This is a genomic window from Pseudomonas sp. Root401, from assembly GCF_001425105.1.
GTDB classification, from domain to species: domain Bacteria; phylum Pseudomonadota; class Gammaproteobacteria; order Pseudomonadales; family Pseudomonadaceae; genus Aquipseudomonas; species Aquipseudomonas brassicacearum.
Map to the genome: position 1 here is coordinate 1 of NZ_LMDO01000032.1, position 21627 is coordinate 21627.

Sequence of the window (21627 nt, forward strand, 5' to 3'; positions counted from 1 at the left end):
GCTCTTCCGATCWCCCTAAACTTGGCTCAGCAATCGTTGGTTACATCTTTGATTTCTCGCGGAGTAACTTGTGATGCTGATAATCTGTTGACTAGCAGTCTGACTCCACAAGCACCCACACGAATTGCTTGATTCAGTTGTTAAAGAGCGGTTGGCTGAGTCTTTCGTCTCAACCGAGGCGCGCATTCTACAGCGCCCCGTGTATYTGTCAAGCGGTTATTTTAAGARGTTTTCAAAGTTTCCTTTGCAACTTCAACCACTTGCGCTTYCGATCTCTCGTTAGCGGGAGGCGAATTCTACAGCGTTACTCGCTGCTGTCAACACCTCTTTTTCACCGCTTTCGACCGAGAAGATCGAACCGYCGATAGAGCCAAACAACACCGCTCTATCTGCTCCTTCCGGGCTTCGATGAACTGAAGCCYAACACCTTCGAAACTYACTTAACTCATTGAATCTCAAGGAGTTTTCCGTTTCGACTGCGCCGGAAGTGGGGCGAATTATAGACTTCCAGAATCTGCCGTCAACCCTTAATTTGATTTTTCTATCCATAGCCCGACAAGACACTTAAATCTGCCCGGTATATAGACGGAATCGCTGCACATGCGCAATATACTGCTCAAAACAGCCTCCCCCGCCTTTATTCTGGACGACACTTCGTAATGACGCCCCCTCCACATCGCAGCCTGGCCTCCATCCTGTACCCGGTTGCCCTGCTATTAATAGCCATGGCTTCCATCCAATCAGGAGCCTCCCTCGCCAAAAGCATGTTCCCGGTAGTGGGCGCACAAGGCACTACGACGCTGCGACTCATTTTTGCCAGCCTCATCATGCTGTTGTTGCTACGCCCCTGGCGCGCCAAGCTCACCGCCCAATCCCTGCGCACCGTGATCGTTTATGGGATGGCATTGGGCGGCATGAACTTTCTCTTCTATATGTCGGTTCGTACCGTTCCACTGGGCATTGCCGTGGCACTGGAGTTCACCGGGCCTCTGGCAGTCGCCATTTACGCCTCGCGTCGGGCAATCGACTTTCTCTGGATCGCCCTGGCAGTCGCTGGCCTGCTTCTGCTTATACCGACCGGAGCGACCAATGCCGGTATTGACCTGCTTGGTGCTGGCTATGCGCTGGGAGCAGGTTTCTGCTGGGCGCTGTACATCCTGTTTGGCCAGAAGGCTGGCGCGGACAATGGTGTGCAAACAGCCGCATTGGGGGTGATGATCGCCGCACTGTTCGTCGCACCGATTGGTATCGTGCATGCGGGCGCCGCACTGCTCACACCGAGCCTGATTCCAATCGCCATCGGCGTCGCCATTCTGTCTACGGCCCTGCCCTACACCCTGGAAATGATCTCCCTGACCCGAATGCCAGCCCGCACTTTCGGCACTCTGATGAGCGTCGAACCGGCAGTCGCGGCCCTCTCGGGACTGGTCTTTCTCCAGGAGTACCTGTCCTTGACCCAATGGTTAGCCATTACCTGCATCATCCTCGCGTCGGTTGGCGCAACGATGACCATGGCCAACACTGCGAAGCCTGCCGTCGCGGCAGATTGAAGCAGGATTTAACGAAGGTCTGGTATTTGCCACGCATTTAGGCCATGTTTAGACCGGTAACCCAATGTCAAACATGGATTTTTCATACAGGACGTCATGAACGCTTCAAGCAAGAGCGAGCACAATCGTACGTGGACACAAGATTCACGACGATTATAAGGACAGGAATGAAACGAATTTTGATAATGATCGCCGTACTCGCAATAGCGGGCTGTGCGGCAACATCGAAAACTGAAGTCAAGCGCGGTAAAAAAGGCCTGCACATCAATTGCTCCGGCCTGTCCTCATCCTGGGATCAGTGCGCCGTCAGCGCCGCCAATTCATGTGCTCCCAAGGGTTACAAGGTCATTGCCAAGTCCGGCGACGCCGTCGAGGAACCCGGGGATTATCCCTTCGGGCTCAATCCCGCCGGCTATACCAGCCGCAGCATGATCGTCATCTGTAAATAGGCCACGTCAGTCGAGCCCTTGCTCGACCATTCGGCGCCTAATCTCCTCATGACTGGACTTGAGGACGTCACGCTGGACCTGCGGCGTGACCAGCATCCGTGCAACTACCAATGCTCCCACGCATTGAGACAGGATGGCCCAGGCCAGACTGTCGCTTCCCAATATCCGCGCCCAGCTTTCGTGCAAACGACAGATCCACGTTTGCGCTGTCTCCCTCACCTGGACATCCGATCGCGCGATCTCGGCCCCCAGCACTGGCAACGCACACCCTGCATCGGGCTGCTCAACATGGCTCATGCTCAAGTACTGCTTGAGGCAGCGCTCCAGCTTCATTGAGTCCATGGCACCGTCGCCACTCAGACGATCCAGGCTTTGGGCCAACTCCCGCTCAACAATGGCCTTGAAAAGCTCATCCTTCGATGAAAAGTGGCTATAAAACGCGCCGCCGCTCAACCCGATCGCTTTCATCAAGCCATCGACACCGACCGTGGAGAAACCCGACTTCTTGGCGGAGACGGCACTGCTGGCGAGCAGTTTCTCGCGGGTTTCCATTTTGTGATTGGCTGAATATCGCATGGCCCTGCCCCTGATTACTCACCTTGACGCTTGCCGGATCTTAGCATAACGTCCGTTTAGTTAACGATCGTTTACCAATGAGGCTGACCATGAATAACAAGAAGGTCGTACTGGTTGTTGGCGCGGGCGATGCCACGGGTGGCGCGATTGCCAAGCGCTTTGCACAGGAAGGTTTTGTTGCCTGTGTTACCCGCCGCAGCGCCGACAAACTCGAACACCTGGTGGATGGAATCCGCGCCGAAGGCGGCGAAGCCCACGGTTTTTCCTGTGATGCGCGTAAAGAAGACGACGTGATCGCACTCATCGAGCAAATCGAGAACCAGATTGGCCCCATTGAAGCCTTCGTGTTCAACATCGGCGCCAACGTCCCCTGCAGCATCCTCGAAGAAACCGCACGCAAGTACTTCAAGATTTGGGAAATGGCCTGTTTCTCAGGCTTTCTCAATGCACGGGAAGTGGCCAAGCGCATGGTCAAGCGCCAGCGCGGGACGATTCTGTTTACCGGGGCAACGGCGGGATTGCGCGGCGCTTCGGGCTTCGCCGCATTCGCGGGCGCCAAACATGGCATCCGGGCACTGGCCCAGAGCATGGCCCGTGAGCTGGGGCCGCTGAATATTCATGTGGCCCACGTGGTGGTGGACGGCGCCATCGACACCGACTTCATCCGCGATAATTTCCCGGAAAAATATGCCACCAAGGATCAGGACGGCATCCTGAACCCTGAACACATCGCCGACAATTATTGGTACCTGCACAGCCAACCCCGCGACGCCTGGACCTTCGAACTGGACCTGCGGCCCTGGAGCGAACGCTGGTAACCCCTCCCCTCACAACAACAAGAGAGCAGATCCCATGAGCAAATCGGTGGAGTTTTACTTCGATCTAGGCAGCCCGACCACTTACCTGGCCTACACCCAGTTGCCGGCGCTGTGCGCGCAAACAAATAGCCAGTTGATCTATCGTCCGATGTTATTGGGCGGCGTCTTCAAGGCAACCGGCAATGCATCACCGGCGACAGTGCCGGCCAAGAACCCTTACCTGTTCAAGGATCTGAATCGCTTCGCCAAACGCTACGGCGTCGCCTTCAAGTTCAATCCACACTTCCCCATCAACACGCTGCAGCTGATGCGTGCGGTGATTGGCATGCAGTTGCGCCAACCTGAACGCTTCGAGGCCTTCGTCGATTGCCTGTTCCGCGCCTTTTGGGTGGATGGCCGCAACCTCAACGACCCGACGACTGTCGCAGCGGTCCTGAACGAGGGCGGTTTCGATACCGACTATGTGCTGGCCTTGACGAACGACGAGCAGGTCAAGCAAGCACTCAAGACCGCCACTGAAGAAGCCATCGCACGGGGCGTGTTCGGCGCCCCGAGCATGTTTGTCGGCAACGAGTTGTTCTTCGGCCAGGATCGGTTGGACTTCGTCCGTGAAGCCCTCGCCTGATCCTCTACTTCAAATCGCCATCGTTCGCGTGTTGAGCCATTGAAGCGCATCGCCGTCCAGCAACGGGCTCAAGCGACGCTGAACCTCGGCGTGGTAGGCGTTGAACCAGTCTTTTTCGTCCTGGGTCAGTAGCGAAGGTTCCAGGCAGCGGGTGTCGATCGGACACAGGGTCAGGGTTTCGAACTCAAGGAACTCGCCGAACTCGCTGCTTCCGGCTTCACGGTTCAACACCAGGTTCTCGATGCGCACACCCCAGCGACCGGGACGATAAGTGCCCGGTTCGATGGAGGTGATCATGCCCGCCTGCATCGCCGTTTGCGGCGCGGCAGCGGCTTGATAGGCAATCACCTGCGGGCCTTCGTGGACATTGAGGAAATAGCCGACGCCATGGCCGGTGCCGTGGCCGTAATCCACCTGCTCCGCCCAGATCGGTGCGCGGGCGATGGCATCCAGCAACGGCGAAAGAATGCCCCGTGGGAATTTGGCCCGGGACAGGGCAATCACACCCTTGAGTACGCGCGTGCAATCACGTTTCTGCTCAGCGTTGGGTGTGCCGACCGGCACCATGCGAGTGATGTCGGTGGTGCCCCCCAAGTACTGGCCGCCGGAATCGATCAGCAACAGGCCATCACCTTCGATGACCGCATGGGCTTCTTCCGTAGCGTGGTAATGAGGCATCGCGCCGTTGGCGTTAAAGGCGGCGATGGTGTTGAAACTCAGGGAGACGAAGTCCGGCCGGCGCGTGCGGGCGGCGGTCAGGTGCTCGTCGATGGTCAACTCGGTGATGCGCTCGCGCCCCCAGGCCCCTTCCAGCCAGGCGAAGAACTCACAGAGCGCCGCGCCGTCCTGCTCCATGGCCCGACGGATGTGCTCGGCGTCGGCCAGGCTTTTGCGGGACTTGGCCAGCGTCGTTGGATTCAGACCTTCGACCAGCTTCACGCCGCTGCCCAGGTTATCCAGCAAGCCGACCGTCACCCGCGCCGGATCGATCTGCAAGCTCGCGCCGTCCGGCACTTCACGCAACGCGGCGGCGGCTTCGCTGTAATCGCGCAGGGTCACGCCGTCTTGCTCAAGAACGGCACGCAGCGCTGCGTCAACCTTGTCCAGGGCCACGAACAGCGTTGCCTGTTGCTGGCCGATCAAGGCGAAGGAGACGAACACGGGGTTGAACGACACATCCGCGCCGCGCAGGTTGAACAACCAGGCGATGTCATCCAGCGTGGCAATGAAATGCCAGTCGGCACCACGTTCCTTGAGGGATTCGCGCAGCTTGGAGAGTTTCTCGACCCGGCTGACGGTCGCCTGGGGAGGCAAATGGGCATAGACCGGCTGATCCGGCAAGCTAGGGCGATCGCTCCAGACCTCCTTGAGCAGATCGATGTCGGTACGCAACCGCGCGCCACGCTCCGCAAGCTTGCCACCCAGGGTTCGAGCCGACGCGACGGCCATGACCGCACCGTCAACGGCGACTACCCCACCTTCAGGTGTTTGTTCGGCCAGCCAGTCCAAGGGGCCGGGCTGGCCGGGAATCAGCTTGACCAGCTCGATACCACTGCCCTCCAGCTCCTTGGTGGCCTGCTCCCAATAACGGCTATCGGCCCAGACGCCAGCGAAACTGCCAGTCACGATCAAGGTACCCACCGAGCCGTGGAAGCCCGACAGCCATTGCCGTCCCTGCCAATAGCCCGGCAAGTATTCAGACAGATGCGGGTCGGCCGATGGCACCAGCAGCGCATGAACGCCCTCTCGGCTCATCAGTTGGCGGATTCGGGCCAGGCGCTGGGGAACCAGTCCATGGGGCAAAGGCTCGGTGCTCATTGTTTCTCCTGCTCATTGATATTGTTGTTCGATGCCGAAGACGGCTTATGGGGTCGTGGCCCAGAACGCCGGCGCAGTCGCGCACGCCGCCTGGATCAACCGCACCGCCTCGTCGATATCCTGCTCGGTGGTAAAGCGGCCCAGGCTCAAGCGAATGGTCCGCCCGGCCGCACGCGCATCGTGCCCCAGGGCCAGCAACACGTGGGACGGGCTGTTCTGCGCCGAATTGCAGGCCGAGGTCGCGGAAAATGCAATCGATGCGCCCAACGTCGCCGGGTTGAACGCACCTTCGTTGAAGGTCAGGCTCAGCGTGTGGGGAATCCGGCGGCTCGCACTGCCGTTTATACGCACACCGGGCAAGGCCAGCAGCGGCTCAAGCAAACGATTGCGCAGCCGGGCGATTTTAGCGAGTTCTTCGTCGAATGCCTCGGCCGCGAGTTCGAATGCGGCACCCATGGCTGCGATCTGGTGGGTCGCCAGGGTCCCGGAGCGCAAGCCACCTTCATGCCCACCGCCGTGAATCTGCGCCGATAGCCGTGGCCGGGCACGGTCGCCGACGTAGAGCGCACCGATGCCCTTGGGGCCGTAGATCTTATGCGCGGAAAAAGACATCAGGTCCACCGGCCAACGAGACAGGTCGATCTGCACCTTGCCGGCTCCCTGGGCTGCGTCCACATGAAACAGCGCACCGTGCTCGCGAACGATCTCGCCGATGGCGATGACGTCGTTGACGGTGCCCAACTCATTGTTCACCAGCATCAGCGACACCAGGAACGTGTCTTCACGCAGCGCCTCGCGAACCGCTTGCGGACTGATCAAGCCTTCGGCGTCCGGCGCCAGCCAGGTCACCGCGACGCCGCTCTCTTCGAGCTGGCGCGCCGTGTCGAGAATCGCCTTGTGTTCGATCAGACTGGTGATGACATGGCCGACGGAGCCACCGCGCGCCTGGGCCACCCCTTTGAGGGCCAGGTTATTGGATTCGGTAGCGCCGGACGTCCAGACGATTTGTTCGGGCTGAGCCCCGACCAATTGCGCCACCTGCTGGCGGGCGCGCTCTACCGAGCGCCGGGCCTCCTGGCCGAAGGCATGGGAACTGGAAGCCGGGTTGCCAAAGTTGCCGTCAAAGCCCAGACACTCGACCATGACCCGGATGACCCGCTCATCCACCGGCGTGGTGGCGGCGTAGTCGAAATACAAAGGACGTTTTTTCATAGGAAACTCGCAGAGCCTGCTCCGGGATCAGGCGCCCTCGTTGGGTTCGAGACTAGCAATACCTGATCGAAGACCTTAAAGAAGTCGGACTTCGTTTAAAAGTGCGTAGGAACGCTCCTGAACAGCGAGCTTAGCAGGCATCGCGGCGAAGCTCAGCCCTCAACTGATGCTTTCGAGCAACAATGGATACAGCGAAGCGACCAACAGCAACGCCATGCCCCAGTTGAACAGGCGCAACCAGCGACGATCACGCAACAGGTTGCGCAACAGGCTGCCGCACACCACCCACAGGCTCACGCTTGGCAGGTTGATCAGGGCAAACACCGCCGCAATTACCAACACGTTGAAGAAATAACCCTGGAGTGGCGTGTACGTACTGATGGCACCGATGGCCATGATCCAGGCCTTGGGATTGACCCATTGGAACGCCGCGGCGCCCCAGTAGCTGATCGGCGTATTGTCCCCCGGCTGGCTTTCCGAAACCGGGCCGGAGTGGGCGATTTTCCACGCCAGATACAACAGGTACGCCGCGCCGATGTAGCGCAGTGCGGTATAGAGCAGTGGATAAGTCTGGAAGACCGCGCCGAGGCCAAGGCCCACCGCCAGCACCAGGGAAAAGAAGCCGCAGGTAATACCCAGCATGTGAGGAATGGTGCGGTTGAAACCGAAATTGACACCCGAGGCCAACAACATGGTGTTGTTAGGGCCAGGCGTGATCGAGGTCACCAGGGCAAACAGGGCGAAGCCCAGCAGCAGGTCAAGCGAAAGGGTCATGTCAGGTCAGTCCATCAGGGCAGGTCAGTCAAGCCATGACCCTACCCCACGCCTTGGCGCAAACCCACGGACAGTTGGGCAAAACTTTAAGCGGTACAGTCCCTCAGCTTGACCGGCCTGGCTGTTGCACGACCCGTTCGGCACTCATCTGGCCCTGATCGTCGAAACCCACGTTTTTCTGCGACGAACCGAGCAGCTCGGCTTTTTTCGCGTGGTATTCATCGAACGAGAGGCCGCGGCGATTCAAGGCTTCAAGAGCCAGTTCGCGGGACTCATCGGCGGTGTAGGGGCGCAGCTCCGGGGAAGAACTGGCGCAACCGCCCAGGAGGGTGGCGGTCAACAGCAGCAAAACAGCAAGGGTACGGTTCATGGCAAGTGTCCGGTGTTCTGGAGTTGGGCGATGAACAAAGGCTACCCGCCAGCCCTGCGCGGCAGAAATCAACCCTCTCGATAGTGGCTATTGCCTTTGCGGATCAGCCGCAGCATTCAGTCGACCAACTGGCAATGCAGCGCGTTGTCCAGGCTGCGTTCGATGTTGCGTAGCACTTGGAACGAGCCGAACGTCACGGCTTTGGCTCGATGAGCCTGGATCAGCCGCCAGAAATCCTGCTCGCCACTTTCGAAGCTTTGCAGCGCCGCCTCGCCTGCCTCGCGGGTTTGCCACTGCAAATAGTTGAGCACCCGCCGACCATCCTCGCTGACCTGGATACTGGCACTCAGGAACCCCTGGTGGTCCCGAGCCAGGCGCTCGGTCTGTTCCGACAAGGCGGTTACCAGCGCCTGCTGCCATTGCGGTTCGATATCGAATTCCATCAACTGGGTGAAACTGCGATTGTTCCTTGGTGATTGCATGAAAGGTCCCCTCTGCATGTAAGACGGATCTTGCGACCCGAACGCGTGCAGGGTAAAACCTCAAGTTAACTTGAGGTCAAGCAGTGAATTGAAGCGATGACGCAGATCGATATCCACAAGGAACTCACCGTCGGCCAAGTGGCCGCCCGCAGCGGCGTGGCGGTCACCGCCCTGCACTTCTATGAATCCAAGGGGCTGATCAAAAGCACGCGCAACCAAGGCAACCAACGTCGTTACTCACGGGCAGTATTGCGCCGCGTGGCGCTGATCAAGGTTGCCCAGCGCCTGGGCATTCCCTTGGCGGAAATCGGCGAGGCGTTGAAAAACCTGCCGGACAACCGCGCCCCAACGGCCGCCGACTGGCAAACCTTGTCGGCGCAGTGGAGCCGGGACCTGGACGAGCGCATCAACCAATTGATGACGCTGCGCGATCGACTCAACGGCTGCATCGGCTGCGGATGCCTGTCGATGGAGGCTTGCCCGCTGCGCAATCAGGGCGATGTACTGGGCAAACACGGGCCAGGGGCTCACCTGTTGGAGCAGCCGTGAAGCGCTCGTCGGGACATGAGCCCGCCCACGGCGGCTGACCTATAGTGGATGGGCGCAAAACCGACGAAGACTCTCTTCGCCTCCCATAACAACAAGGAGAACCGTCATGGGCGTCAAAGCCATTCCCGAAGGTTTCCACAACATCACGCCCTACCTGGGCATTCAAAAAGCTGCCGAAGCCATCGACTTCTACAAAAAAGCCTTCAATGCCTCCGAGGTCATGCGCCTGGCCATGCCTGACGGCGGCATCGGGCATGCCGAACTGCGGATCAACGGTTTTCCGATCATGCTCGGCACGCCTTGCGACCAAGGCCCACTGAGCAACCCGGACCAATCGCCCTCGGTCGGCCTGCATTTATATGTCGAGGACGTGGACAGCGCCTTTGCCCAGGCTATTGCTGCCGGTGGCACAGTGATTTCCGAGGTCAAGGACCAGTTCTACGGCGATCGCACCGGCACCTTGAAAGATCCCTATGGGCATCTGTGGTTCCTGGCGACGCACAAGGAAGATCTGAGCCAGGAACAGATCGAGCAACGGGCCAGGGAGATGTTCCAACAAGGCTGACTTGCCCTTGCTCCCGCAGGGTTACACCCCGTAGGAGCTGTGTAGGAGCTGTCGAGTGCAACGAGGCTGCGATCTTTCCCCAGCCACTTGAATCTCAAGCGAAAGATCAAAAGATCAAAAGATCAAAAGATCAAAAGATCGCAGCCTTCGGCAGCTCCTACCACGCGAAACATTTTCTTTCATCTTCCCCTTCAGGATTGCGATCGCTCGTTCGTCTTAATTAGATGCAGCAGACCGCGTCGGCAAAAGCCACGGTCTGCTTTTTACGGTTCACGGTATTGCGAAGCCCGTAATACCGAACCTTTCATCGAATCAAGACGTTCAATCATGTCGAAGAAGTCCCGCTCCAAACTCTGGTTCCTGGTCCATAGCTGGCTGGCATTGCCCATCTGGTTTTTCGTGCTCATCGTTTGCGTCACTGGCACCCTCGCGGTGGTCAGCCAGGAGATTGTCTGGCTGGTCAACCCGGAAATGCGCGCCAGCAAGCCCTCGGACGATGCCCAACTGCTCAGCTATGACCAGGTGATCGCCGCGATCAAGCACGCCCAGCCGCAAACCCAGGTGCAAAGCATTGTCCGCCCGGACGAGTCGCATTTTGCGCTGGAGGTCAACGTGACCTACCCCGACGGCCGCCCCGACAAGGTCTACGTCAACCCCTACAGCGGCGTCATCCAAGGCTCGGCGCCGACGTTCAACTTCAGGGGGTTTACCCGTGCCCTGCATGGCTGGTGGCTAGTGCCGTTCACCAACGGCTACAGCTGGGGCTGGTACCTGGTGTCCTTGTTGGGGCTGCCGTTGCTGGCCTCGTTGGTGACCGGGCTGGTGGTCTACAAGCGTTTCTGGAAAGGCTTTTTCCGCCCGACGCTGCGGATCCGCCACGGCGCACGAATTTTCTGGGGGGATTTCCACCGACTCAGTGGTATCTGGTCGATCTGGTTCATCGCGGTGATTTCCGTTACCGGCCTCTGGTTTCTGATCGAAGCCTTGCTATCCGACAACCAGATATCCATTTCCAGCGAACCGGTCATCCCGGTGGTGGCCCGTGAAAACGTTCCGTTGTCAGCCGACGGCCTGGCACCGCCGCAGTTGAACCTGGACCGGGCCATTGAAATCGCCCAGCAACGCATCCCGGGCCTGGAGGCGAGTTTCGTCAGCCTGCCCGGCAATGCCTACAGCCATCTGGAAATCGGCGGCCGCGGTTGGTATCCACTGATGTTCCAGACCGCCACCATCAATCCCTACAACGGTGACGTCGCCGCCTCGCGGCTGCTGTCCGACCGCACGACGCTGGAGTTCGTCACCGAATCCATGCGCCCGTTGCACACCGGCGACTTCGGCGGCCTGTGGATCAAGCTCATCTGGTTTTTCTTCGGTCTGGTCCTGAGCATGATGGTTCTCAGCGGGCTGCTGATCTGGACCAAACGCACGGCCCTGGCCACCGCCAACGCCCTCAAGCGTAGCCAGAAACCCTCCCGTGAAACCCGCATCGCGCCGGCATTGCAGCCGTCGGTCCGCCGTGAGTCGTCGGAGGGCAGCCTGTGAATCCGTCCAATACCACTTCATCACCGTCACGCCTGAGCCTGTTCTGGCATAAATGGCGCTTCCACCTCAACGTGCTGTTGCTGCTGATCCCCCTGGGGTTCATGCCCAAGTATTTGTCCGAAGCCGCACTGTTTCGCGGGGACGCCGGGCTTGGCGAGCGGGAAGCCGGCGAAGTCCAGGTCGGCCCCTGGAGCCTGCGCCTGGCGGAATTTCGCAACGAAGCCCCACGCATCCAAGGGCCTGCCGGGCCCATGAAGCATTTCAACGCGGCCCTGTGCGAACGCTGTATCGGCGAGGTCAAGGCCACCTACCTGCGGGTCGGCAAACCTCGCAGCCTAAGGGCCGCCGGGGTGATTTTCTTCGGCTCGCCCTATCGCATGAGCGCCTTGTTGCCGGTCCCGCCAAAGACCCAGCCCGATGCCGAACTGTGGATAACCCTCGAGGGTTGGGACGGTTCGATGCACCAGGCCTCCATTCCCCTGAGCCAGGCCTCCCCGGCCACCGTCGCCTGGCTGAAGAACCAAGGACCCAAACCATGACCCTCCGCGCCTTATTCAACGGCCTGGCGTTGCTGTTCTGCGCCGGTGCAAGCACCAGCGCCCTGGCCCACAACCCGATGTGCGAATGCAAGGCCATCGACGCCGAGCAGATCCAATGCACCGGCGGTTTTTCCGACGGCAGCGGCGCGCCCGGCGTGACCCTGGACGTAATCGGCTATGACGAGACCATCCTCGTCCCGGGCAAGCTCGGCGCCGATTCGAAGCTGACCTTCAAGAAGCCGGACGCTGAGTTCTACGTGCTCTTCGACGCCGGCCCCGGCCACGTTGTGGAAATCGACCAAGCCGACATCGAGGCCCCATGACCAACACCACGACTCAAGTCATCCGCCCCGCTGGCGCGGGCCATGAAACCCTGTATGTGTTGCTGTTGTGCCTGGTCATCGTACTGGTCGCCGGGTCTGTGGTGGCCTGGCATGGCAAAGCCGAAGACACCACGCACCTGGCCTCGAACCAACTCGACGCCCGCCGCGACCTCAGCGCCGCCGAGCAGGGCATCTACGCCGACCTGCGGGTGACCCTGGATGAAATCCGCTTGCTGCGCGAAGACCAACCCACCCTGCCCGGCCCGCAAACCCTGGCCGAAGAAGGCTTCGCGCCGTTCGCCCAGGACGCCAGCGCTGTCAGCCGGGGCGGCCACGCCTGGCAACAGCTGCAGGACCAGGCTTACTTCGGCGCCAGTGCCAACTCTTCCGTCGCAGGTTCGTTTCTGATGCGCATCGGCGAAGCGTCCGACGCCGCGCCGGACATCTGGCTCAACCGCAGCAATGGCCTCGCTACACCTACCGCGCTGGACGACGCCGCTTTGTCCGCCGCCGGCTGGCAACAGATCGTCGCGCAATTCGATGCCGGCGTGACCCGCCAGCACCGGCACTGACCCCACGCCTTCATTCGAGAGAAGACCGTTTGCCCATGCCTATTGCACCCCAACGCCGCCCCTTGCTGCGCCTGCTGCTGATCGGCCTGCTGGCCTGCCTGTTCACCTCACAGGCGTACGCCGAAACAGCCAAGCGCCTGCGCATCGGCATCACCCTGCACCCTTATTACAGCTACGTGGCCAACATCGTCGGCGACAAGGCCGAGGTCGTGCCGCTGATCCCGGCCGGTTTCAACCCCCATGCCTATGAACCGCGAGCCGAAGACATCAAGCGCATCAGCGGCCTCGACGTGATCGTGCTCAACGGTGTGGGCCACGACGACTTCGCCGACCGCATGATCGCCGCCAGCGAAACCCCGAACGTGAAAGTGATCGAGGCCAATGAAAACGTGCCTCTGCTGGCCGCCACCGGCACGGCGGCCCGTGGCGCGGGCAAGGTGGTGAACCCGCACACTTTCCTGTCCATCAGCGCCTCCATTGCCCAGGTCAATAACATCGCCCGGGAGTTGGGCAAGCTCGACCCGGACAATGCCAAGGCCTACACCCAGAACGCCCGCGCCTATGGCAAGCGCCTGCGGCAGATGCGCGCCGCCGCCCTGGCGAAGCTGACCCAGGCCCCCAATGCCGAGTTGCGGGTCGCCACGGTGCATGCCGCCTACGACTACCTGTTGCGCGAATTCGGCCTGGAAGTGACTGCCGTGGTCGAACCGGCCCATGGCATCGAACCGAGCCCCAGCCAGTTGAAGAAAACCATCGACCAACTGCGCGAGCTGGACGTGAAGGTGATCTTCTCGGAGATGGATTTCCCGTCCACCTACGTCGACACCATCCAGCGTGAATCGGGCGTGAAGCTGTACCCGCTCTCGCACATTTCCTACGGCGACTACAGCCCCGAGAAGTACGAAAAGGAAATGGCCGGCAACCTCGACACCGTGGTCCGGGCCATCCAGGAGTCTGGCGCATGACCGTCCAGGAAACCCTCACCCTGCAGCACGTTGGCCCCTTGATTGAGTTCGCCGACGTCAGCCTGAACCTGGGCCGCACCACCATTCTCGACAGCGTGGCATTCCAGGTGGAGCCCGGCAGCATCCATGCCTTGGTGGGCCCCAATGGTGGCGGCAAGAGTTCGCTGATCAAGACGTTGCTCGGGCAGATGCCGCACCAGGGCCACTTGAGCCTTCAATGGCCAGGCGAGCCCGGGGTGATCGGCTACGTGCCCCAGGCGCTGGAGTTCGACCGGGGCCTGCCCATGACAGTGGACGATTTCATGGCGGCGATGTGTCAGCGGCGCCCCGCCTTTCTCGGCTTGAGCAAACATTACGCCGGCGCCATTGGCCAGGCCCTGGAGCGGGTCGGCATGCAGGACAAGCGCAAGCGGCGCATGGGCGCACTGTCCGGTGGCGAGCGCCAACGGGTATTGCTGGCCCAGGGGTTGATTCCCGCGCCGCAATTGCTGGTGCTGGATGAACCGATGTCGGCCCTGGATGAGGCCGGCATCCAGGTGTTCGAGCAGTTGCTGCAGGACTGGCGCCAAGCCGGGATCACCGTGCTGTGGATCGAACATGACCTGGAAGCCGTCGGGCGTCTGGCCGACCGTGTCACCGGCCTGAACCGCCGGGTGCTGTTCGACGGCCCACCCCGCCAGACCCTGACTCCAGAACGGCTGCTGACGCTGTTTTCCACCCATCCGCGCACGAACGGGAGCGCTGCCTGATGAGTTATGAAGCCTTTCGTCTGATGGTCCAGGGCTGGGCTTCGGCCGGTTACCTGCCCGAAGCGCTGGCCTATGGATTCGTGGTCAATGCGTTGCTGGCCGGGTTGTTGATTGGCCCGGTGCTGGGCGGTCTCGGCACGCTGGTGGTGGTCAAGCGTTTCGCGTTTTTCTCCGAGGCGGTGGGCCATGCGGCGCTGACCGGCGTGGCCATCGGCATCCTGCTCGGCGAACCCTACACCGGGCCTTACGGCAGCCTGTTCGGCTACTGCCTGTTGTTCGGCATCCTGCTCAATTACCTGCGCAACCGCACCGGCCTGGCGCCCGACACGTTGATCGGCGTCTTCCTGTCGGTGTCCCTGGCCCTGGGCGCCAGCCTGCTGTTGATCCTGGCGGGCAAGATCAACGTGCACATCCTGGAGAACGTGCTGTTTGGTTCGGTGCTGACGGTCAATGGCAATGACCTGCTGGTGCTGGCGGTGGTCGGCTCATTGGTGATGGCCCTGGCCTTGCCGCTGTACAACCGCATCATGCTCGCCAGCTTCAACCCGCAACTGGCGGCGGTGCGCGGGGTGGCGGTCAAGACGCTGGACTACTTGTTCGTGATCCTGGTAACGCTGATCACCGTGGCGGCGGTGAAAGTCATCGGCGCCATTCTGGTGGGCGCGTTGCTGGTGATCCCGGCTGCGGCGGCGCGCCTGCTCAGCCAATCATTGAAAGGCTTTTTCTGGTGTTCAGTGCTGATCGCCACCGCCAGCACCTTGTGCGGGATTCTCGCGCCAATTGTGTTCGACCTGCCGATCCCGTCCGGCGCTGCGATCATCCTGGTGGCCGGCATCGCCTTCGCCCTGAGCGCCATCGCCCGCGGTGTCGTCCCCAGCCTCAAAGGGAATCTTGGATAAATGGTTTTTTCATTGCGACAACTGACCCTGGCCGTCGCGTTATGCGGCGTGGCCGTCACCTCATCATTTGCCAGCGAAAAGGTCCGTCTGCTGGCGTCGTTGCCGGTCACCTACGGATTGGGCGAGGCCTTGCTCAAGGGCACCGAGGTCAGCCTGGAGCGGGCCGCGCCCGCCAATCTGCCCGGCACCCGGCAGAGCGCCTACTTCAGCGGCCGTGGCGCGCCGGCCTTGAGCAAACTGGCCAGCGCTGCTGACGGGGTGATCGGGCTGCGTTCGCTATGGCCGGACGATCCGCTGTACCCCATGGCGCGACGCAGCAATATCCGCATCGTCGAAGTCGATGCCGCGCGCCCGGTGGACGGTGCCCTGCCCGGTATCGCCGTGCAACCGGGCATGACCGACGGCCTGGCGAGCCAGCCGTGGATGGCCAGCCATAACCTGGGGCGCATGGCCGACGTGATCGCCGCCGACCTGGTGCGCCTGGCCCCGGCGGACAAACCGAAGATCGACGCCAACCTGGCGGCCCTCAAGCAGCGCCTGCTCAAACTCAGCGCCGACAGCGAAAAACGCCTCGCCAGCGCCGATAACCTGAGCGTGATCAGCCTGAGCGAGCATTTCGGCTACCTGATCAGCGGGCTCAACCTGGACGCAATCAGCACCGATACCCGGCCCGACGCCGAATGGACAGCCGAAGCCCTCAAACAGTTGAGCGCGACGTTGAAAGACAATGACGTGGCGCTGGTGCTGCATCATCGCCAGCCCTCGGATGCGCTGAAGGCAGCCATCACCGAAGGAGGTAGCCGGCTGCTGGTGTTGAGCACCGATGGCGCCGATCCGGTGGCGGAGCTGGAAAGTAATGTAGGGCTGGTCGTCACAGCGCTGACAGGAGGCTGACAGCCATCCCCTGTGGGAGCGAGCCTGCTCGCGAAGAGGCCGGCACATCCAACATTGATGTCGGCTGACACACCGCCATCGCGAGCAAGCCCGCCCCCACACAGGGTTCAACTCAGTTCAGGACATCCCCTGGCACCCGCACAAACCCTTCCATCAACACCCGCGCGCTGCGGCTCATGATGGCTTTTTTCACGGTCCATTCGCCGTTGACCTGGCTGGCCTCGGCGCCGACGCGCAGGGTGCCGGAGGGGTGGCCGAAACGCACCGCGTTGCGTTCGATGCCGCCGGCCGCGAGGTTGACCACGGTGCCGGAAATCGCCGCGGCGGTGCCGATGGCTACCGCTGCAGTGCCCATCATGGCGTGGTGCAGCTTGCCCATGGACAGCGCCCGCACCAACAGGTCAACGTCCCCGGCCGCCACGGCTTTTCCGCTGGATGAAACGTAGTCCGCCGGCGGCGCGACGAACGCCACTTTCGGGGTGTGCTGGCGCTGGGCGGCTTCGTCCAGGTGTTTGATCAAGCCCATGCGCAAGGCGCCGTGGGCGCGGATGGTTTCGAACATGGCCAACGCCTTGGGATCGCCGTTGATGGCGCCCTGCAGTTCGGTGCCGGTGTAACCGACGTCCCGGGCATTGATGAAAATCGTCGGGATCCCAGCGTTGATCAGCGTCGCTTTGAAGGTACCCACACCGGGCACTTCCAAGTCGTCCACCAGGTTGCCGGTGGGAAACATCGAACCGCCACCGCCCTCTTCTTCTGCCGCCGGGTCCATGAATTCCAATTGCACTTCGGCCGCCGGAAAGGTTACGCCGTCGAGTTCGAAGTCCCCGGTTTCCTGCACCGCACCGTCGGTGATCGGCACATGGGCGATGATGGTCTTGCCGATGTTGGCCTGCCAGATCCGCACCACGGCCACGCCGTTTTGCGGGATACGGCCAGGCTCCACCAAGCCACTGCTGATAGCGAATGAACCGACCGCCGCCGACAGGTTGCCGCAGTTGCCACTCCAGTCCACGAACGGCTTGTCGATGGACACCTGACCGAACAGGTAATCGACATCGTGGTCGGCCCGGGTGCTCTTGGACAGGATCACGGTCTTGCTGGTGCTGGACGTCGCGCCGCCCATGCCATCGATCTGCTTCTCGTACGGGTCGGGGCTGCCGATCACCCGCAGCAACAAGGCATCCCGTGCGGCGCCTGGGACGCGGGCCGCTTCGGGCAGGTCTTGCAGGCTGAAGAACACGCCTTTGCTGGTGCCGCCACGCATATAGGTAGCGGGAATTTTGATTTGCGGTGCGTGAGCCATGATGCTCCTCAAGCGGACACGCCGGGTGTCCGCAGCTGTGATTTAGACGGCAACCGCCGATTCAAGGAAGTCCTGGGCAAAGCGTTGCAGCACGCCCCCGGCTTCATAGATCGACACTTCTTCAGCGGTATCGAGGCGGCAGGTCACCGGCACTTCGACGCGCTCGCCGTTCTTGCGAGTGATGACCAACGTCAGCGTCGCACGCGGGGTGCGCTCGCCGATCACGTCATAGATTTCGCTGCCATCGATGCCCAGGGTCTTGCGATCGGTGCCGGGCTTGAACTCCAGCGGCAACACGCCCATGCCCACCAGGTTGGTGCGGTGGATGCGCTCGAAACCTTCGGCGGCGATCGCCTCGACACCGGCCAGGCGCACGCCCTTGGCCGCCCAGTCCCGCGACGAACCCTGGCCGTAGTCGGCGCCGGCAATGATGATCAGTGGCTGCTTGCGCTCCATGTAGGTCTCGATGGCTTCCCACATGCGCATGACCTTGCCTTCCGGCTCGACCCGGGCCAGGGAGCCCTGCTTGACCTTGCCGTTTTCCTGGACCATTTCGTTGAACAGTTTCGGGTTGGCGAAGGTGGCGCGTTGCGCGGTCAGGTGGTCGCCGCGGTGGGTCGCGTAGGAGTTGAAATCTTCTTCCGGCAGGCCCATTTTCGCCAGGTATTCACCCGCGGCGCTGTCCAGCATGATGGCGTTGGACGGCGACAGGTGATCGGTGGTGATGTTGTCCGGCAGCACCGCCAGCGGGCGCATGCCCTTGAGCGGCCGCGCACCGGCCAGCGCGCCTTCCCAATACGGCGGACGACGAATGTAGGTGCTTTGTGGGCGCCAGTCGTACAGCGGCGTCACTTTCGGCCCGGTGTCTTCCTGGATGGCGAACATCGGGATGTACACCTGGCGGAACTGCTCCGGTTTCACCGAGGCCTTGACCACCGCGTCGATTTCTTCGTCGCTCGGCCAGATGTCCTTGAGGCGGATTTCCCGACCGTCCACCACGCCCAGTACATCCTTCTCGATGTCGAAGCGGATGGTCCCGGCGATGGCATAAGCGACCACCAGCGGTGGCGAGGCGAGGAACGCCTGCTTGGCGTACGGATGGATACGCCCGTCGAAGTTGCGGTTGCCCGACAACACGGCGGTGGCGTACAGGTCGCGGTCGATGATTTCCTGTTGGATCACCGGGTCCAGCGCGCCGGACATACCGTTGCAAGTGGTGCAGGCGAACGCCACCACGCCGAAGCCCAGCTTCTCGAGTTCGGACGTCAGGCCGGCTTCATCCAGGTACAGCGCCACGGTTTTCGAACCCGGCGCCAGGGACGACTTGACCCACGGCTTGCGCACCAGGCCCAGGCGGTTGGCGTTGCGCGCCAGCAGGCCGGCGGCGATCACGTTGCGCGGGTTGCTGGTATTGGTGCAACTGGTGATGGCGGCGATGATCACCGCACCGTCAGGCATTTGCCCCGGCACATCGTCCCACTGCCCGGAAATGCCTTTGGCAGCCAGATCCGACACCGCGACGCGGGCGTGCGGGTTGCTCGGACCGGCCATGTTGCGCACCACCGACGACAGGTCGAAGGTCAGGCCTCGCTCGTATTGCGCGCCCTTGAGCTTGTCGGCCCACAGGCCGGCCTGTTTGGCGTAGGTCTCGACCAGTCGCACCTGGTCGTCTTCGCGCCCGGTGAGCTTCAAGTAATCGATGGTTTGCTGGTCGATGTAGAACATCGCTGCCGTGGCGCCATATTCCGGGGCCATGTTGGAAATGGTCGCGCGGTCGCCCAAGGTCAGGGCACTGGCGCCTTCGCCGAAAAACTCCAGCCAGGCACCGACGACTTTTTGCTTGCGCAGGAATTCGGTCAGCGCCAGCACCATGTCGGTGGCGGTGATACCCGGTTGCAGCTTGCCGGTCAGCTCGACGCCGATGATTTCCGGCAGGCGCATCCACGAGGCGCGGCCGAGCATGACGCTTTCGGCCTCCAGGCCACCGACGCCGATGGCGATCACGCCCAGGGCATCGACGTGGGGCGTGTGGCTGTCGGTGCCCACGCAGGTGTCGGGGAACGCCACGCCGTCACGCTGCTGGATCACCGGGGACATTTTTTCCAGGTTGATCTGGTGCATGATCCCGTTGCCCGGCGGAATCACGTCGACGTTCTTGAAGGCCTTCTTGGTCCAGTTGATGAAGTGGAAGCGGTCTTCGTTGCGCCGGTCTTCGATGGCGCGGTTCTTGGCGAAGGCTTGCGGGTCGGAACCACCGCTTTCCACCGCCAGGGAGTGGTCGACGATCAGTTGGGTCGGCACCACCGGGTTGACCTGCGCCGGGTCACCGCCCTGCAAGGCGATGGCGTCGCGCAGACCAGCCAGGTCCACCAGCGCGGTCTGGCCGAGGATGTCATGGCACACCACGCGGGCCGGGAACCACGGGAAGTCCAGGTCGCGCTTGCGCTCGATCAGTTGCAGCAGCGACTCGCCCAGCGTGGCCGGGTCGCAGCGACGTACCAGGTTCTCCGCCAGCACGCGGGAGGTGTACGGCAGGCCGTCGTAGGCGCCGGGGCGAATGGCATCCACGGCCTCGCGAACGTCGAAATAATCCAGCGAAGTGCCGGGTAGCGGTTTGCGAAATTCTGTGTTCATCGTCAGGACTCGGGTCACGGTGGTTTCAGAAGGGTTGGCGCCGGACTTGAAGCGACCCTGGCCACTGTGGGAGCGAGCTTGCTCGCGATAGCGGTGTATCAGTCGACATTAATGTTGAATGTCAGTACGCAATCGCGAGCAAGCTCGCTCCCACAGGGTTGCGGGGGTATCCAGTTCCTGCGGCTAGAACCCTCCAGCTCAGCGTTGTTCGATTGGCACGAACTTGCGCTGTTCAACGCCGGTGTATTCGGCGCTCGGTCGGATGATGCGGTTGTTGGCGCGTTGTTCGAACACGTGGGCGGCCCACCCGGTCAGGCGCGAGCAAACGAAGATCGGCGTGAACAGCTTGGTCGGGATGCCCATGAAGTGGTACGCCGAGGCATGGTAGAAATCGGCGTTGGGGAACAGTTTCTTCTGTTCCCACATGGTCTTGTCGATGGCTTCGGAAACCGGGAACAGCACCGTATCGCCCACTTCATCGGCGAGTTTTTTCGACCAGCCCTTGATCACCTCGTTGCGCGGGTCGTTGTCCTTATAGATCGCATGACCGAAGCCCATGATCTTGTCCTTGCGCGCCAGCATGCCGAGGGTGCCTTCGATGGCTTCCTGCGGTGAGCTGAAGCGCTCGATCATTTCCATCGCCGCTTCGTTGGCACCGCCGTGCAGCGGGCCGCGCAACGAGCCGATGGCGGCGGTGATGCAGGAGAACAGGTCCGACAGCGTGGAGGCGCAGACCCGGGCGGTGAAGGTCGAGGCGTTGAATTCGTGTTCGGCGTAGAGGATCAGCGAAACATTCATCACCTTGACGTGCAGCTCGCTCGGCTTCTTGCCGTGCAGCAGGTGCAGGAAATGGCCGCCGATGGACACTTCGTCGGTCATGCATTCGATGCGCTGGCCTTGGTGGCTGAAGCGATACCAGTAGCACATGATGGCCGGGAACGCGGCCAGCAGGCGGTCGGTCTTGTCGTGCTGTTCGGAGAAATCGTTCTCCGGTTCCAGGTTGCCCAGGAACGAGCAGCCGGTGCGCATCACATCCATCGGGTGGGCGTCGGCGGGAATGCGCTCCAGCACTTCTTTCAAGGCTTGGGGCAAGTCCCGCAACTGGCGCAGTTTACCGGTGTAGGCGTCCAGCTGTGCCTGGGTCGGCAGCTCGCCGTACAGCAGCAGGTAGGCCACTTCTTCAAATTGCGCATCTGCCGCCAGGTCGCGAACGTCGTAGCCGCGATAGGTCAGGCCGGCGCCCGACTGGCCTACGGTGGACAATGCGGTTTGCCCGGCCACCTGGCCGCGGAGCCCGGCGCCACTGAGTACTTTTGCTTCGGCCATTTGCTGTCTCCAGTTTTTAGATTTGTAGAGATTTGGGGAAACAGATCGCAGCCTCGTTGCACTCGACAGCTCCTACGGAACAATGCTCGG

The 21627-nt window shown here is 61.6% G+C and carries 23 protein-coding genes; 14 read left to right on the top strand and 9 right to left on the bottom strand.

Annotated features, from left to right (window positions below; translation table 11 throughout):
• Positions 1-659: 659 nt before the first annotated feature.
• Complete coding sequence (gene rhtA / locus ASC85_RS21000) at positions 660-1550, top strand: threonine/homoserine exporter RhtA (protein WP_057451146.1); 891 nt, start codon at positions 660-662, stop codon at positions 1548-1550.
• Positions 1551-1717: 167 nt separating this feature from the next.
• On the top strand, positions 1718-1999 hold the full coding sequence (locus ASC85_RS21005; RefSeq protein WP_057451147.1) for a hypothetical protein: 282 nt from the start codon (positions 1718-1720) through the stop codon (positions 1997-1999).
• 6 nt (positions 2000-2005) lie between these two features.
• Here ASC85_RS21005 and ASC85_RS21010 read toward each other — a convergent pair whose 3' ends face one another.
• On the bottom strand, positions 2006-2575 hold the full coding sequence (locus ASC85_RS21010; protein WP_057451148.1) for a TetR/AcrR family transcriptional regulator: 570 nt from the start codon (positions 2573-2575) through the stop codon (positions 2006-2008).
• 89 nt (positions 2576-2664) lie between these two features.
• Between ASC85_RS21010 and ASC85_RS21015 the strand changes: the two genes are divergently transcribed.
• A complete protein-coding gene (locus ASC85_RS21015; protein ID WP_057451149.1) occupies positions 2665-3393 on the top strand; it encodes an SDR family oxidoreductase in 729 nt (242 codons plus the stop codon).
• 34 nt (positions 3394-3427) lie between these two features.
• Entirely contained in the window at positions 3428-4018 is a 591-nt protein-coding gene (locus ASC85_RS21020; RefSeq protein WP_057451150.1) for a 2-hydroxychromene-2-carboxylate isomerase, read from the top strand.
• A gap of 9 nt (positions 4019-4027) precedes the next feature.
• On the opposite strand, the gene ASC85_RS21025 is transcribed toward ASC85_RS21020, so the two are convergent.
• The 5 genes from ASC85_RS21025 to ASC85_RS21045 all read right to left on the bottom strand — a co-directional run bounded on the left by ASC85_RS21025 (position 4028) and on the right by ASC85_RS21045 (position 8674).
• Entirely contained in the window at positions 4028-5836 is a 1809-nt protein-coding gene (locus ASC85_RS21025) for an aminopeptidase P family protein (RefSeq protein WP_057451151.1), read from the bottom strand.
• A 45-nt stretch (positions 5837-5881) separates the two neighbouring features.
• Entirely contained in the window at positions 5882-7048 is a 1167-nt protein-coding gene (locus tag ASC85_RS21030; RefSeq protein ID WP_057451152.1) for a cysteine desulfurase family protein, read from the bottom strand.
• Between the two features lie 159 nt (positions 7049-7207).
• Positions 7208-7822, bottom strand: a complete 615-nt coding sequence (locus ASC85_RS21035) for a LysE family translocator (protein WP_014337373.1) — start codon at positions 7820-7822, stop codon at positions 7208-7210.
• A 103-nt stretch (positions 7823-7925) separates the two neighbouring features.
• Positions 7926-8192: a hypothetical protein gene (locus tag ASC85_RS21040; RefSeq protein WP_057451153.1), complete on the bottom strand. Its 267-nt coding sequence runs from the start codon at positions 8190-8192 to the stop codon at positions 7926-7928.
• Between the two features lie 116 nt (positions 8193-8308).
• Entirely contained in the window at positions 8309-8674 is a 366-nt protein-coding gene (locus tag ASC85_RS21045) for an antibiotic biosynthesis monooxygenase (RefSeq protein ID WP_057451154.1), read from the bottom strand.
• A gap of 96 nt (positions 8675-8770) precedes the next feature.
• On the opposite strand from ASC85_RS21045, the gene soxR reads away from it, so the two are divergent.
• The 10 genes from soxR (at position 8771) to ASC85_RS21095 (ending at position 16271) form a co-directional block, all read left to right on the top strand.
• A complete protein-coding gene (soxR, locus tag ASC85_RS21050) occupies positions 8771-9223 on the top strand; it encodes a redox-sensitive transcriptional activator SoxR (protein ID WP_057451155.1) in 453 nt (150 codons plus the stop codon).
• 106 nt (positions 9224-9329) lie between these two features.
• Positions 9330-9788 carry a VOC family protein gene (locus tag ASC85_RS21055; RefSeq protein WP_057451156.1) on the top strand — a complete coding sequence of 153 codons (459 nt, stop codon included), beginning with the start codon at positions 9330-9332 and terminating at the stop codon, positions 9786-9788.
• A gap of 327 nt (positions 9789-10115) precedes the next feature.
• On the top strand, positions 10116-11330 hold the full coding sequence (locus tag ASC85_RS21060) for a PepSY-associated TM helix domain-containing protein (protein WP_057451157.1): 1215 nt from the start codon (positions 10116-10118) through the stop codon (positions 11328-11330).
• Positions 11327-11869: a hypothetical protein gene (locus tag ASC85_RS21065; RefSeq protein ID WP_057451158.1), complete on the top strand. Its 543-nt coding sequence runs from the start codon at positions 11327-11329 to the stop codon at positions 11867-11869. Before ASC85_RS21060 ends, ASC85_RS21065 begins: the two co-directional genes overlap by 4 nt.
• On the top strand, positions 11866-12192 hold the full coding sequence (locus ASC85_RS21070) for a hypothetical protein (RefSeq protein WP_014339410.1): 327 nt from the start codon (positions 11866-11868) through the stop codon (positions 12190-12192). The genes ASC85_RS21065 and ASC85_RS21070 overlap by 4 nt, the downstream gene beginning before the upstream one ends.
• On the top strand, positions 12189-12764 hold the full coding sequence (locus ASC85_RS21075; protein ID WP_003204044.1) for a DUF6162 family protein: 576 nt from the start codon (positions 12189-12191) through the stop codon (positions 12762-12764). The genes ASC85_RS21070 and ASC85_RS21075 overlap by 4 nt, the downstream gene beginning before the upstream one ends.
• Before the next feature lie 35 nt (positions 12765-12799).
• The gene (locus ASC85_RS21080; RefSeq protein ID WP_057451159.1) at positions 12800-13729 is read left to right on the top strand and encodes a metal ABC transporter solute-binding protein, Zn/Mn family; all 930 of its coding nucleotides are present in this window, start codon (positions 12800-12802) and stop codon (positions 13727-13729) included.
• Positions 13726-14478, top strand: a complete 753-nt coding sequence (locus ASC85_RS21085; protein ID WP_057451160.1) for a metal ABC transporter ATP-binding protein — start codon at positions 13726-13728, stop codon at positions 14476-14478. Before ASC85_RS21080 ends, ASC85_RS21085 begins: the two co-directional genes overlap by 4 nt.
• On the top strand, positions 14478-15377 hold the full coding sequence (locus tag ASC85_RS21090) for a metal ABC transporter permease (RefSeq protein WP_018600264.1): 900 nt from the start codon (positions 14478-14480) through the stop codon (positions 15375-15377). Before ASC85_RS21085 ends, ASC85_RS21090 begins: the two co-directional genes overlap by 1 nt.
• Positions 15378-16271 (top strand): metal ABC transporter solute-binding protein, Zn/Mn family, encoded by an 894-nt coding sequence (locus ASC85_RS21095; protein WP_057451161.1) that lies wholly within the window; start codon positions 15378-15380, stop codon positions 16269-16271.
• A gap of 112 nt (positions 16272-16383) precedes the next feature.
• Here the strand turns inward: ASC85_RS21095 and prpF are convergent, their stop codons facing one another.
• The 3 genes from prpF to prpC all read right to left on the bottom strand — a co-directional run bounded on the left by prpF (position 16384) and on the right by prpC (position 21537).
• The gene (gene prpF / locus ASC85_RS21100) at positions 16384-17577 is read right to left on the bottom strand and encodes a 2-methylaconitate cis-trans isomerase PrpF (RefSeq protein WP_057451162.1); all 1194 of its coding nucleotides are present in this window, start codon (positions 17575-17577) and stop codon (positions 16384-16386) included.
• 42 nt (positions 17578-17619) lie between these two features.
• Positions 17620-20211, bottom strand: a complete 2592-nt coding sequence (acnD, locus tag ASC85_RS21105) for a Fe/S-dependent 2-methylisocitrate dehydratase AcnD (RefSeq protein ID WP_057451163.1) — start codon at positions 20209-20211, stop codon at positions 17620-17622.
• Positions 20212-20409: 198 nt separating this feature from the next.
• Positions 20410-21537, bottom strand: a complete 1128-nt coding sequence (gene prpC, locus ASC85_RS21110) for a bifunctional 2-methylcitrate synthase/citrate synthase (protein WP_057451164.1) — start codon at positions 21535-21537, stop codon at positions 20410-20412.
• Positions 21538-21627 lie beyond the last annotated feature (90 nt).